This is a genomic window from Cohnella suwonensis, from assembly GCF_042655365.1.
Taxonomy (GTDB): Bacteria; Bacillota; Bacilli; order Paenibacillales; family Paenibacillaceae; genus Cohnella; species Cohnella suwonensis.
In genome coordinates this window covers 85,777-99,786 of sequence record NZ_JBHSMH010000025.1, presented here as the reverse complement: position 1 = coordinate 99,786, position 14,010 = coordinate 85,777, and the positions used below count along the sequence as shown (strand labels likewise).

Here is a 14,010-nt window from a genome sequence, read left to right as displayed (position 1 = left end):
CCAGCTGCCCGTCAGCTACGAGGCGACTTGGCTCTTACCTCGACCGGACTTTCACCGGCTAGTTGTGCCTAACTTGGCTAGGCGCGCAATCGTCAAAAAAACCGCCTTGCGAGGCGGATTTATGCTTCTCAACCGTCTTCACACCGTCAACGTCCCCCAATTGTCGTTCATCGCTTCGGCCTCGTGCATGCTCAGTTGGAACTGCAGCTTGCTGAGCTGCTGCCTGCCGATGTTCCCGTCCTGGAATTGCTGCCGCAAGGCATCGCGTTCCGTTTGGATCGACAGCAGCTCGAGCGCCTGGATCTGCTGCTCCGTCGAATCGTTCGTATCGGAAGCCGACTTCAGTTGTTCGTTCATCATGTAAATCATTTGATTGTAATGGCCCGCCACGCGGCTAACCGCGGAAACCGAGCACGTGCCGTCCTCCTTGACGGCCGCGGTCGCGAATTTCGCGGTCCGTATCCGATAAGCGGCGAACTTGCGGCGTTCCTCCGCCGAATACAAGTTGAACGAGGTCCTTTTGCCCGGGTTGAACGCGGAGATCACTTTGCTCACGAGTCCCTGAAACAGCAAGTAAAAGACGTGCCATCTGTTGGAAAACACGAGCTCGATCCGACGGAAAAGCCGCTGCATCACTTCCGCCTCGCCGGGGTCGATTTCTCCCTTGTCCAGCATGAGCTGCACGCACTTCTTCTCGTTCGAAAGCGCGACTTGGCGCAAGTACAATTCTTCCTCGCGGGATTGCTTCGAGATCAGATCGGCGTTGCTCCGCTTAATGTCCGCCAGCCGCTGCTGATTGTTCGAGATGACGACGGACGCAGCTTTGTCGTTCGTGCCGTCCATCGCTTGCCTGACCGCTTGGATGGCCGCTTTGATCGATTGGATCTGCGCAATCACTTCGGCCTCCCTGCACGACGGGCCGCCGTGCGCGACGGCATCGCTCTTGGCGAGGAGCGGCAGCGTGACGCTCGCCAGCACGAGGGAGACGAGAATGACCCCGGCGGATAAGAAAAGGATGAGATCCCGTTCCGGAAAAGGACTGCCGTCCCCGAGCGCGAGAGGAATGGTGAACGCGCCCGCGAGCGTGATCGCCCCGCGCACGCCGGACAGCGACGTCAGCCACAGCGCCCTCCAGCTCGGCTTTTCCTTTTCCTCTTCCATCCGGAACAAGGTACCGGTTACCGTGCTCGATAACGTCAGCCATAAGAACCGCAAGACGATCAGCATCACGTAGCTGACGAAGACGTACCCGATCACCTTCAAGTTATCGTACGCGACGTCGTGAAAGATCGTCTTGGCGACGTCAGGAATTTGCAAGCCGAGCAGGACGAAGACGAGGCCGTTCAAGACGAACAGAATGATCGACCACGTAATCTCGGACACGAATTTCTGCTCGATCGTCGTGAATCCGGAACGATCCTGTTCGATGGAGATCATGACGCCCCCGGCTACGGCCGCCAGAATGCCCGACAAGCCGAGATGCTCCGCGACGTAGAATAAGATGAACGGCGTCAAGATTTGAATGAGCACGTGAACCGATACGTCGTCGATGCCGAATCTGCGGAGCGCCATTCTGGCCCAGATGACGACGATCGCGAGCGCCGCGCCGGCGAGCAGACCGCCGACGGCGATGAGGAGGAAGCTCCACGTCGCTTCCCATATCGAGAACGCGCCGGTGACCGCCGCCGCGATCGCGAATTTGAATGCGACGAGGCCGGAAGCGTCGTTCATGAGCGATTCGCCCTCGAGCAGGCGATGGATCTTCTTCGGCAGATGGACCTTGGCCGCGATCGCCGAGACGGCCACCGCGTCCGTCGGCGACAGAATGGCCGCCAAGCCGAACGAAGCGGCGAGCGGAATCGTCGGGATGAGCGCGTGAATAAGATATCCGACGACGACGATCGTCGCGAACACGAGACCGACCGCGAGAAGCAGAATCGGCATTCTGAGCTTCCACAGCTCGTCCCTCGGCGTCCTCCGGCCGTCGTTGAACAAGAGAGGCGCGATGAACAGCAAGAAAAAGAGCTCAGGTTCGAGCGGTACGTCGATTGGCCAAGGGAGCGACACGATCGCCGCTCCGAGCGCGATTTGGATGATCGGCAGCGGAATGAAGGGCACGAGCCGCTGTGCGACCTGCGACGCGGCTAGCAGAACGAGCATGACCAGAACGGCCAGCAACAGCTCCACGGCAAACAACCTCCAAAAGGTGGAATCGGCGTTCGGGCGAACCTACGAGATACAGGATGCCCAGCGCGCAACGAATCCAACAATGAGAGGGTTTTAACAATTGCTCTAATTTTTTACAATGCAAGTAAAGATCATCCATGTCATAATGATCATATGATTATTATCTTGGACGAAAAGGAGCGAACCCCAGTGGAAATCAAATCGTTTTTGTTGCCCAAGGAAAAGGTGTCTTACTTGACGACTTCCGCCTCCATGAAAGATGCGATGGACCGGCTGGAAGCCTGCCAGTACACCGCGATACCGGTGATCGACGAAGAAGGCAAATACATCGGCACGTTATCGGAAGGAGATTTGTTATGGAAGCTGAAGCGTACGCCCGGACTCGGCTTCGATAATATGAACGAAGTTCTCGTCTCCGATATCCAGAAAAGAATATACAACGAATGCGTCGCGGTGGACGCTCACATGGAAGACATGCTGACGCTAGCCGCCGACCAGAATTTCGTGCCCGTCGTCGACGGCGATCGCGTCTTCCTCGGCATTATCCGCCGCAGGGATATTATCGAATATTATACGAGGAACATTACGGACTGAAAAAACCGCTATCCCGCGCCACGCGCGCTGGATAGCGGTTTTTTTCGTTGCTTACTTGTTCGAATAGGCCAGCGCCTTCATGAGCGCCGTGACGGCTTCGGCTCTGGTCGTTACGCCGGCCGGCGCGAAGGCCCCGGCGCCTTTGCCTTGCATGAGTCCCGACTCTTTCGCGGCCGCTACCGCTCCCTTCGCCCACGAAGGAATGTCTTTGTCGTCAGCGAAACCGGTGACGGCGCCCAAATCGAGCTTCAGCTTCAACGAATTCGCGAGCATAACCGCCATTTCCGCGCGAGTAATGGGAGCATTCGGACGGAAACGGCCCGATTGATCGCCGGTAACGATGCCGGCTTGAGCCGCCAGCGCGACCGCTTGCCGCGCCCAACTCGGGATAGCGGTCGAGTCCGCGAACGCCGGCGCCGTCCCCGTCGCCGCCGGCTTGAGCGCGTTCGCGAGCATCACCGCGAATTCCGCGCGAGTCACCGTCTTGCCCGGCATGAATGTCCCGTCGGCATAGCCGTTGACGATGCCGGCCGATGCCGCCTTGATGATGTCGGATTCCGCCCAATGCCCGCCGATATCGCCGAAGCGGATATCCTTTAGCGGCTCGGTCGGGATTGCAGGCTCCTTGACCGCGGGCAACCCCGTCGCCGGATCGACCGCCAGCACCGCGTATTTCGTGAAGTGATCCGTTTCCACCGTAATGCGATCTCCGCCGATCCGCCCGCCGACGATCCGGATCCATTCTTTCTTCGTTTCGTCGAAATAGAAGACGGCCGGCGCTTCATTCCCGCTTAAGCTCGACGGATCGAAGCGGAACGTCATCGTAATCGGCTTGAGGAAGTTTTCCGGGAAGCTCTTCAGAAACTCGTAGATCGGGCTGGCGAGCTTCTCGCCATGCGGGAGAAGCCCCGTCGCGTCGGCCAATTTGTCGATCGTGAGCCGAAGCTCCTTGTCCGTGGCGTTCGACGGGATCGTAATCGCGATGTCGTCTTCCAAGCTTGCTTGGCCGATCTGGCCGGAAGGCAACGTCAACCGCCCGTCCGTACCCGTCACGGTAGCCGGACCGCTGACCGGAACGGGGCTGGCCGGAACGGGGCTGGCCGGAACGGGGCTGGCCGGACCGGGGCCGCCCGTCTGCGCCGGCGGATTCACGCTAATCGTCAAGAGACTCCCGTTGCCCGCTTCGTCCTCGACGTAGACGGTATGCATGCCGTATTCGGCTGCCGTGAACGTCGCGTCAAATGACTGCCAATCGAATTCGTCTTCGTCCATGTCCCAGATGCATTCTTCCAACTCTTCGAAATCGACGGCGTCGCATCCTTCGATGACGGGCATGAGCCACTCGCCGTCGTCTTCGAAATAAGATCCGTCCCTCTCGCCACTCGCCCACTTCGAGCGGACGATTTCGCTACCCGTACCGTTCAGCGATACCCTTACTTTAACCGGGAGCGCGCCGGACGAAGTACCTGCTTGGGCGATCGTCGGGCTCGTCTTATCGATCCAGTAGATCCCGACCGTTTCGACGGATTCGTTGCCTAACCGGTCTTTGGCGTAGATCGTAAACGTTCCGTTCTCGCTTACGGCGAAGCCTTCTTCCGTCAACGCTTGTCCCGCTTCGGCGAAATATGCCGCCGTCCGCTCCCCCGCCGCCCACTTGATTACGACGACGCCGCTTCCCGAATCGCTCGCTTCCGCGGTAACCGTCACGTCCTCGTTCGTCATCCAGTTGGGGTCGGAAGAGATGGAAGTCGAAGGCCCCGTGCTGTCGACGGCGACTTTGGAGCCGTCGGTCGTCGCGTTCGCCGACGACAGCAATTCGCCGTTCGCGACAAGCTTCACGAGCACGGGAAGCTCCCCGTCGACCGCAGAGCCGTCCAAGATAAGCGTCGCCGTCCAATGCGTGTCGTCCTCTTGCTCCGCGACGGCCGCTTGGCCGGCAACGGTCGCGACGACTTCGTCGACCGGCGCATCCGTCGCGATGCTTACCGTAATCGTATCACCCGGTTTCGCCCAGCTTGCCGATGCGGGGTTGTCCGACTCTACCGACAGTTCGGCAACGGCGGGCGGAATGCTCCCTCTATCGTAGGTTACGTACGTCTCGCTATGGGAATGGAAGCCGTAACCGTCCGTACCTCCCGCGAAAGTTCCCCACACGGCGTAAGCCGGAATGCTGTCTCCCGTTAACGTATGGATGCCGTCCAAGCTGTATCGAAACACTTGCTGGCCGATGAATGGATCATTCGACGGATTTTGGATATACATACCGTTGATTTTATATTTATAAATCGTCGCCCAGATCGCGTTCGCGGGAATGTTCAACGGATCAGTAGCTTCATATACCTGTTCCCCGTCGCTGTACCAGTAAACCGCCTCTCTGCTGTATCGCCCCCAAGCGCCGTCGTAAATCGAACTCGCCGTCGCCCACTTGGCGGATGCCGGAACCGCCGTTCCCTCTTGCACGGTCGTTCCGTCGCTGTAGACGTACTTCGCCACATAGCCGTCGTATGTCGCGTTGCTGGTGAATTTATACGTGCTCAACACTTCCGCCTGAACGCCGCCCGGCGCGGCATCCGCTTCCCCCCGGGAAGGAACGACGATCGCCCCCAGCAACAAAACGAACGATAACGCGAAGATTCCGATGCGCTTCCACTGTACTCTTTTCAAATTCATGACGCCCCCCATTAGGATGTACCGGATCTATTGCCCTTCCGTACCTTCATCCTAACGCTCCGGACTCGTTCCATTCTGAAAAGAAAGCGCTTCATGTCAGGTATTTCCGAGCAACGCGAAAAACCCGCCGAATCCGGTTCGGCGGGCCGTTTCTCGATGGGATTTGCCCCTCCCTTCTATTACAGAAGAGCGTCGATCGAATACTCCCCCGCTCCGGCGAAGGCGACGCCGATGACGACGGCCAGAAGCACGAGCGGATATTCATAGCCGTTGGCCGTCGACCAGACGCCGTTCGGCGCATGCACCTTGATGGCGCCTAGCATCGTGATCGCAAGGAATGCGGCCGCGAGCCAAGTGAAGAGCCCCGTCGCGAACAATGCCCCTCCGACCAGCTCCAGCGATCCGGCGAATACGGCCATCGCGACTCCCGGTTTAATGCCGACCGACTCCATCCAGCCTCCGGTCCCTTTCGGTCCGTAGCCTCCGAACATCCCGAACAGCTTCTGCGCGCCGTGACCGATGAACAACAACCCTACGATAACCCGAATAACCAACAATCCTACATCCAACATGCGAATCCGCTCCTCTTATTTGTTTTATATTGAGTTTCTTTAATTCGAGATATTTGCGATAATAAATATAGGTTGATGCCATAACCTTGTCTTTGTCTCCACTTTCCTAGGTCAACCCCACGGCCGCATTCATGTTCTTGCAACTCCTTCGTTTTCGATTTGCCTTAATTTCATTTATCTTGATTTAAAGATACATGAAATTAAAATAAGTGTCAATAGGTGTTTTCAAAAAATAAATAACCCGATGGTTGCCCAATCCATCGGGTTTTCGTTCTATCGTTTCATCTTCGGCTTACGTGAAAAAGACCGGGATGCCCACGCCGAGTATCCAGACGAGCGGGACGAGATTCAGCAAGACGGCAATCTTCTTCTTCCGTTTGCGCAGCTTCCAAGCTAGGATCGAGCACGCGATGAGCGCGACCGGATACAATCCGATCCCCGCGACAAGCGCGATGTTAAACAAACTGAAGCCTTGATCGAAGCCCATGAACGATAATCCCCACACGAGCAGCCACGGAGCCAAGCACAGCGCGTACATTACTTGACCGATAATAAGAAAAGATTTCACTTACGTTACCCTCCCTGGAATAATGAAGCCGGATTTGCGGACAAGCTTTCGAAATCGGGAACCGCCCCTTCTTCATCCGGGTCGACGAGGTCCAATGCGAGCTCCCGGTAGCTTCGGGCGTCGTCCTCCCTGCCGAGCAGAACCAGCAAGGCGATCATCTTCGAATGAAGCCTCGCGCCGAACGGAACGAGCTGAACCCACTTCTGCATCGGATTCAAAGCAAGCTCGTAACGCTGCTGCTTCGCATACGTATCCACCGTCGCCTCGAGCAACTCGACGTAGCCGATCTCGAGCTCCGCTTGGCGGGGCGCGGCCCAATCGTAGCCGCTTCCGTTCAAGTAACCCTCTTCGTACAAGCGGATAGCGACGATCGCGTGCGTGATCGAAGAAGTCTTCTTATACAGGCGATAATATTTGCCGTATTCCTCGACGTCGTCGTAAGCGATCGCGGACCATTTGGCCGCGTAGCTGCCGCCCGCCGTCTTCGATTGCTCCACAACGTCACTCAAGCCGAAGCTCTCCAAGTCTTTTCTCAGTTGATAGACGGTCGTATGCAAGTTCGCCTGCGTCGAATCCGCGTCGCGGCCATGCCATAACTCGTTCATGATCTGGACTTTGCCGACCGCCCTTCCTCCATGGCGATGTAAGTACGCGAGCAGCTCCCTGCTTTTCGAATTGCGGAACCGGACTTGTTCGCCTTGCTCCGTCGTCACGGAGAACGGCCCGAAGCTATGGATGGACACCCCGCCCCGCGGCGGTTCTTCGTTCGGACGCGCTTTGCCGGTCCTCTTCTCATAGCGTCCGACCATTCGTTCCAAGTCATCTTTCATGACCGGCTTCAGCAAGTAATCCAGCGCCTCCACCTCGAAAGCTTCCCTCGCGTATTCTTCATGGGCCGTCAGGAACGCGATATGGGTTTCCGGACGGAACTCGCGAAGGCGTCGAGCCAGCTCCAAGCCGTGAAGAACCGGCATTTCCAGATCGAGCAGCACGAGATCGATCGGTTCCGCCGCCGTTAGCGCATGCTCCAAGAATGCTTGCGCTTTGTCGAACAACCCATCCAACCGTATGCCTTCGAGCGATTCCAGCATTTTGCCGACCCGGTTTAACGCCGGCAGCTCGTCGTCCACCGCGATCGCTCTAATCATGCGTCGACTCTCCCCCTCTCTCTTCGCTCGCATGAAGCGGCACGCGGAACGAGACCGTCGTGCCGATGCCGCGGCCGCTCTCGAATTCGAGACCGTTCCCGAACGCGCGAAGCAAGCGTTGATGTATATTCTTTAAGCCGACTCCGCCGCCGTCGTCCCGCTCCTTCGCCAAGATCGCCTGCGCCGATTCCGGCATCCCCACCCCGTCGTCCGAGACGGATACGACTATCTTCTCTGCATGAACGCGGATGGACACCGTGACCGTGCCGCCGTCTTCCTTCTTCATGACGCCGTGCCTGACGGCGTTCTCCACGAGCGGCTGCAGCGTCAGCGGCGGAAGGTGGAACGCCGCGCCCTCGTCGATGTCGTAATGCATCCGAAGCCGATCGCCGAACCGGGCGCTCTCGATCTTCGCGTACGCCTCCGCCAATTCGAGCTCCTTGCGCAGCGGCACGAGCCTTTCCTTGTTCTTGAAGTCGAAGCTTCCTCGCAAATAGCGGCTTAAATACAGCAGCAGGTCGTGCGCGGTTTGCGGTTCGTCGAGCGATAAGGACAAAATCGTGTTTAAAGCATTATAAAGAAAATGCGGCTTGATCTGCGCTTGCAGGAACGCGATCTCCGAATGTACCGCTTCTTCCGCCGATCTCTTCATCTCCAGCAGCGTGTGCGCCCGCGCCCTCAGCTCGTATGGCTGGAACGGCTTCGTCAAGTAATCGTTGGCTCCGACCTCGAAGCCGTACATGACGTCGTTCTGCTCGTTTCTTACGGTCGTCAGCAGAACGGGCAATTCGGAGAGCGCGTGTTTCTCTCGAATGCGCAAGCAAGTCTCGTATCCGGTCATTCCGGGCATCATCACATCCAGAATGACGAGGCCGATTTTGCCGCCTTCGCGGTCGATCAGCTTGAGCGCTTCCTCCCCGCTCGACGCCGTCATGACCTCGTGCGCGCCGTCCGCGAACACGGCGCGAAGCACGCGAAGATTGACCGGATCGTCGTCGACCGCCAGAATCGCTTGTTCCCTTCGAACCGAGCTAACGCTCTCGGCCGAAGCCGCGCTTTCCCTCCAGGCGGACAACGACGGCAGGCGCTCCGCCGCGAACCGTCCTTCGTCCGGGCCCGTCGACCGCCGGGCTTCGGCCGATCCGCCGGTGCCGACGGGAATCGTGAACGTGAAGGCGGAGCCCCGGCCGACTTCCGAGACGACCGACAGCGTCCCCCCGTGCAGTTCGACAAGGCGGCGAGTAATGCCGAGTCCGAGGCCCGCGCCTCCGTATTCCCGGGCGACGGACGTTCCGACTTGCTCGAAGGAATGGAAGATCGCTTCCTGTTTATCCGCAGGTATGCCGATGCCCGTATCCGACACGGTAATATGCAGCATGCTTCCTACGGCTCGCCCTTCGATGACGACTTCGCCGCCGGACGTGAATTTGACGGCGTTGCCGATCAGGTTGTAGACGATCTGCAGCAGCCGGCCTTCGTCCGCCAGCGCGTCGGGGAGATCGTCCGGCCACGACATCCGCAGCGCGATCGGCTTGTCCCCGATATAGTGGCGGAAGATTTCCCGTTGCGACTCCACGGCCGCGCGAACGTCGATCGGCTTCAATTGCAGCTCGATGCCGCGGTTCTTCAGCCGGGACAGATCGAGAATATCGTTAATGAGATTGGACATCCGGCGGGCGACCGAGACGACGACGTCGAGCTGCTCCCGCTGGTCGCGGCTCAGCGGGCCCGACTTCTCTTCCCGGAGCGCCTGGGATAGATTCATGATGCCGTGCAGCGGCGTCTTCAGCTCGTGCGAGGTGTTCGCGAGAAACTCGTCCTTCATCCGGTTCTGGGCGAGCAGCTCCTCCGACATCGTGCCGATGATGCGATAGGCATGAGTGAAGCGTCTGGCAAGCTCCAACGCTTCGATGAACGCGAGCAGCAGAAACCCGTAAGGCACGAGCTGAAGGTCGATCCAGATCATCCGGCCGTCGCTGTACATGATATCGTGAAAGGCGGCCGCCACGAAAGCGAGCCATCCGGTCAATTGAAGCAGAGCGCCGCTTCTTCCGCGCCAAAGCGCAAGCGAGAACCCGTAAATGATATAGGCCAAGCTTAATAGTGAGAACAGCTTGAAATAATCGATGAATCCGGTGAACGTTTCGACGGGAAGGACGAGCACCGTCGCGATAAAGCCGAGGCCGGTCCAGCCGATCGCCCGGATCGCCGCCCCGTTGAAGTCCTTAGGGAATAGTTCCCGGACGAACAGAGCGGCCATCGCCACGCCGCCGTAATAAGTTAAATACTCCAGATGGACGATGAGCCGGATGTCCGTCCGCGGGAAGAAATCCACGACGTACATCCCGCCCACGACCCATAAACGGATCGCCCCCAGCAAGCAGCAGACGCCGAAATACAGCGTCGAACGCTCCGCCCTGCGGAGCAGGAACACCGCGATCTGATAGGCTCCGAGCAACGCGCAACCGCCGAATACCGCCATGTCGACGACCGTATTCCGTTGCTTGAGCTCCAGCATGCTCTTCTCCGTGCCCAACGTCAGACTATACCAGATGCCTCCGTGCGGATACAGCTCGTTGGCAACCTGCAAATCGACATAGAAGCGCTCGCCCCGAGGTTCGAAGAAGACCGTCTTCGGCGAATAAGCTTCCCGCGTCGTTGCCCGATCCGAGGAGACGACGCCCGACGACGCGATCTCGCGCCCGTCGACGAGCATGCGGTAGGCAGGAGCGATCGCGGGGATCTTCAGGCCAAGCTTACCCGGCGTCTCTCCGGTAACGACGGTCAACCGGTAAGTTGCGTAGCCGCGACCGGTCGCTCCGTAACGTTCCCATTCGCCGGGCACTTCCGCGAACGCGACCGGCTTGGCCGAATCCGTTCCGCCCGGCCCCCCGTCCGTCAGCTCTCCCCAGCGGAACAGCCATCGGCCGTTCAGCCCGACGGGGCCGTCCTTCTCCAAGCTCCATGCCCGCAAATCCAGCACGCCGTCCTGCGCCCGGGGACCGCTTCTGCTCGGCGCAAGCCCGACGAACGGGAGCAGCGCCGCCGCGAGCACCGCCAGCAACATCGAGATCAGCAACGCGATCCGAATGCGCCGGCTATGTAATCGATTCAATACGTTCTTCATCCCGCACCGACCTTCCGAACGAACCTGTGCCAAACCTATCATACGGGCCGGTTCGGTGTAAACGGAGAAATTACGCCGTCCCCGCAATGCCTTTCACCTCATTATACGAAGCCGAGCTGTCGGCAAACTGAAAAGAAAGCGCTTCATGTCAGGTATCGGCGCCGTCAGCCGGCAAGATCGCCTTACCGACGGCCTTCTCCCCCTCCATGTATCCGCTACCCCCGGCCTCTACCACTAGATATTGTGTACGTTATCATTTGCCCGCCGAAAAAAAGACGCGAATTTTGTCAAAACATATTGACTTTCTAGACTTTCCCATGAAGCCCGACAGGACAAGCTTTCATCCGTTTTCAGTGTTGCACGGAGGCAAGAAGTAGGACGTTTAGCCTACTTGAAACCGGGCCCGAAACGATTGACTTTCACAATATCTTGATGTAAATTTAGATGCACGGACTACATATAGTGAAGTTTTACCACTTGCCATCTAGCGACTTCCACATAAATTTTTCCCCGTGCGCTCCGCCCGCTTCACCTGACTAACCTTCCGGAAGGGAATGAAGATCGTGCTTATCGCTTTCGATTCCAGAACGGGTAACGTACGCCGCTTTGTCGATAAATTGAAAGTTCCGTCGATTCAGATCGAGGAAACGATGACGATCGACGAACCGTTCGTGCTCGTCACGTATACGACCGGATTCGGTCAAGCTCCCGATAAGGTGATGTCGTTCTTGAAAAAGAACCATAATCGGATGGTCGGCGTCATGGCCAGCGGCAACCGCAACTGGGGAGAAGGCTTCGCGCGCAGCGCCGACGCGATATCCGCGCTGTACGGAGTGCCCGTTCTCGGTAAATTCGAATTGTCCGGAACGTCCAAAGATGTAGAAAGATTTTCTCAGGAGGTGCTCGCAGTTGCGTCATATTGAATTAAACAACCTGCTCATGCAAAGAGATCCGCAAGGATTCTTCCAATTGGATAAAGACCGCGAGGCGGTCGAAGCGTTCATGGCGGACGTCGAACGCAAAAGCGTCAAATTCGCCGGAACGGCGGAGAAAGTCCGCTACATGGTGAACGAGAATTACTACGAGAACGTCTACGAGCATTATTCCGAAGCGCAGATCGAAGAGATCTACACCCTTACGCATGGATACGGCTTCCAATTCCAATCGTACATGGCCGCTTCGAAGTTCTATACGGACTACGCGGTCAAGACCGACGACAAGACGCTGTTCCTCGAGCATTACCCGGACCGCGTCGCGATCGTGGCGTTGCACTTGGCGCGCGGCGACTACGAAGTCGCCCGTTCCCTCTCCTCCGCGATGATGGAGCAACGCGTCCAACCGGCGACGCCGACTTTCCTTAATGCCGGCAAGAGTCGCCGCGGCGAGATGGTAAGCTGCTTCCTGCTGGAAGTCGACGATTCCCTTAACTCCATTAACTACGGCATCGGCACCTGCATGCAGTTGTCCAAGATCGGCGGCGGCGTCGCCGTCAACCTGTCCAAGCTGCGCGGACGCGGCGAGCCGATCAAAGGCGTCGAAGGCGCCGCGAAAGGCATCATGCCGGTTCTGAAGCTCATGGAGGACGCGTTCTCCTACGCCGACCAAATGGGTCAACGTAAAGGCTCCGGCGCGGGCTACTATAACATTTTCGGCTGGGACGTCATGGAGTTCCTCGACAGCAAGAAGATCAACGCCGACGAGAAAACGCGCCTGAAGACGCTGTCCATCGGTCTGATCGTTCCGAACAAATTTTACAAGCTCGCCGAAGAGAACAAGCCGCTTCACGTCTTCGCCCCTTACACGGTATACAAGGCTTACGGCAAATTCCTCGACGACATGGACCTCGACGAGATGTACGACACGCTGATCGCCGACGACCGCGTGAAGAAGAAAGTCGTTCTGACGGCGCGCGAAATGCTGACCAAGATCGCCACGACGCAGCTCGAGTCCGGCTACCCGTACATCATGAACAAATCGAACGCCAACGAAGCGCATGCGCTTAAAGATATCGGACAGATCAAGATGTCCAACCTTTGCACGGAAATTTTCCAACTTCAAGAGACGTCCACGATCGGCGACTACAACGAAGAAGACACGATTCGCCGCGACATCAGCTGCAATCTGGCTTCCTTGAACATCGTCAACGTCATGGAGAAACGCAAAGTACGCGAATCCGTGCACGAGGGCATCGTCGCCTTGACGGCCGTCAGCGACATGACGACGGTCATGAACGCGCCGGGCGTAGCCAAAGCGAACGCGGAGCTGCACTCCGTCGGTCTCGGCGCGATGAACCTGCACGGCTACCTCGCGAAGAACAAGATCGCTTACGAAAGCGCGGAAGCCCGCGACTTCGCGCGCACGTTCTTCATGATGATGAACTATTATTCCTTGGAGAAGAGCATGCATATCGCCCGCGATACCGGCACGACTTTCCAAGGCTTCGAGTTATCCGAGTATGCCAAAGGCACCTACTTCGACCGTTACGAGGAGATCGACTACCGTCCGACGACGGCGCGCGCCCGCGAATTGTTCGCCGGCATCGAAGTGCCTTCGCCGCAAGACTGGAGCCTGCTGAAGGCCGAAGTCATGAAACACGGCCTATACCATGCTTATCGTCTGGCGATCGCGCCGACGCAAAGCATCTCTTATATCCAGAACGCGACGTCGAGCGTCATGCCGATCGTCGAGCCTATCGAGACGCGTACTTACGCGAATTCGACGACGTATTATCCGATGCCTTACTTAAGCCAAGACAATTTCTTCTTCTACAAGTCGGCTTATCAGATGGATCAGTTAAAAGTCATCGACATGATCGCGGAGATCACGCCGCATATCGACCAAGGCATCTCGACGATTCTGCACGTGAACAGCGACGTGTCGACGAGACAACTGTCCCGCTTCTACGTGTACGCCGCGAAAAAAGGGCTCAAATCCCTCTACTATACGCGGACGAATCGTCTGTCCGTCGAAGAATGCATCACTTGCGCGGTTTAAGGAAATTCAAAAGTCCGACTTTGATCACGAAGCGTTTTCGGGAAGAGTACTCGACGTCGAATCTTGAATGCTGCACGGGACTTCCGGTGCTCACGTAGGTTTGCCTACGCTCCGCTCCTCATTCCCGTGCTTCATCCAACCTTCTCGGTG

The 14,010-nt window shown here is 57.7% G+C and carries 9 protein-coding genes; 3 read left to right on the top strand and 6 right to left on the bottom strand.

The window, feature by feature from the left end:
• Window positions 1–138: 138 nt before the first annotated feature.
• Window positions 139–2,187, bottom strand: a complete 2,049-nt coding sequence (locus tag ACFPPD_RS10565; protein ID WP_209748862.1) for a Na+/H+ antiporter — start codon at window positions 2,185–2,187, stop codon at window positions 139–141.
• A 189-nt stretch (window positions 2,188–2,376) separates the two neighbouring features.
• Here ACFPPD_RS10565 and ACFPPD_RS10560 point away from each other — a divergent pair, with 189 nt between their 5' ends.
• Window positions 2,377–2,781 carry a CBS domain-containing protein gene (locus ACFPPD_RS10560; RefSeq protein WP_209748861.1) on the top strand — a complete coding sequence of 135 codons (405 nt, stop codon included), beginning with the start codon at window positions 2,377–2,379 and terminating at the stop codon, window positions 2,779–2,781.
• 51 nt (window positions 2,782–2,832) lie between these two features.
• On the opposite strand, the gene ACFPPD_RS10555 is transcribed toward ACFPPD_RS10560, so the two are convergent.
• The 5 genes from ACFPPD_RS10555 to ACFPPD_RS10535 all read right to left on the bottom strand — a co-directional run bounded on the left by ACFPPD_RS10555 (window position 2,833) and on the right by ACFPPD_RS10535 (window position 10,866).
• The gene (locus ACFPPD_RS10555; RefSeq protein WP_209748860.1) at window positions 2,833–5,451 is read right to left on the bottom strand and encodes an S-layer homology domain-containing protein; all 2,619 of its coding nucleotides are present in this window, start codon (window positions 5,449–5,451) and stop codon (window positions 2,833–2,835) included.
• Window positions 5,452–5,630: 179 nt separating this feature from the next.
• Window positions 5,631–6,023, bottom strand: coding sequence for a DoxX family protein (locus ACFPPD_RS10550; protein WP_209748859.1), 393 nt, complete (start codon window positions 6,021–6,023; stop codon window positions 5,631–5,633).
• 292 nt (window positions 6,024–6,315) lie between these two features.
• A complete protein-coding gene (locus tag ACFPPD_RS10545) occupies window positions 6,316–6,591 on the bottom strand; it encodes a hypothetical protein (RefSeq protein ID WP_209748858.1) in 276 nt (91 codons plus the stop codon).
• A 5-nt stretch (window positions 6,592–6,596) separates the two neighbouring features.
• Window positions 6,597–7,739 carry a response regulator gene (locus ACFPPD_RS10540; protein ID WP_209748857.1) on the bottom strand — a complete coding sequence of 381 codons (1,143 nt, stop codon included), beginning with the start codon at window positions 7,737–7,739 and terminating at the stop codon, window positions 6,597–6,599.
• Window positions 7,732–10,866, bottom strand: coding sequence for a hybrid sensor histidine kinase/response regulator (locus ACFPPD_RS10535; RefSeq protein ID WP_209748856.1), 3,135 nt, complete (start codon window positions 10,864–10,866; stop codon window positions 7,732–7,734). Before ACFPPD_RS10535 ends, ACFPPD_RS10540 begins: the two co-directional genes overlap by 8 nt.
• Window positions 10,867–11,429: 563 nt before the next feature.
• Here ACFPPD_RS10535 and nrdI point away from each other — a divergent pair.
• On the top strand, window positions 11,430–11,789 hold the full coding sequence (gene nrdI, locus ACFPPD_RS10530) for a class Ib ribonucleoside-diphosphate reductase assembly flavoprotein NrdI (protein ID WP_209748870.1): 360 nt from the start codon (window positions 11,430–11,432) through the stop codon (window positions 11,787–11,789).
• Entirely contained in the window at window positions 11,776–13,860 is a 2,085-nt protein-coding gene (nrdE, locus tag ACFPPD_RS10525) for a class 1b ribonucleoside-diphosphate reductase subunit alpha (RefSeq protein ID WP_209748855.1), read from the top strand. Before nrdI ends, nrdE begins: the two co-directional genes overlap by 14 nt.
• Window positions 13,861–14,010 lie beyond the last annotated feature (150 nt).

Bases quoted from the DNA above. Each gene is read 5' to 3' on its own strand.
- ACFPPD_RS10555 (WP_209748860.1), bottom strand. From the start codon at position 5,451: ATGAATTTGAAAAGAGTACAGTGGAAGCGCATCGGAATCTTCGCGTTA.
- ACFPPD_RS10550 (WP_209748859.1), bottom strand. From the start codon at position 6,023: ATGTTGGATGTAGGATTGTTGGTTATTCGGGTTATCGTAGGGTTGTTG.
- ACFPPD_RS10540 (WP_209748857.1), bottom strand. From the start codon at position 7,739: ATGATTAGAGCGATCGCGGTGGACGACGAGCTGCCGGCGTTAAACCGG.
- ACFPPD_RS10535 (WP_209748856.1), bottom strand. From the start codon at position 10,866: ATGAAGAACGTATTGAATCGATTACATAGCCGGCGCATTCGGATCGCG.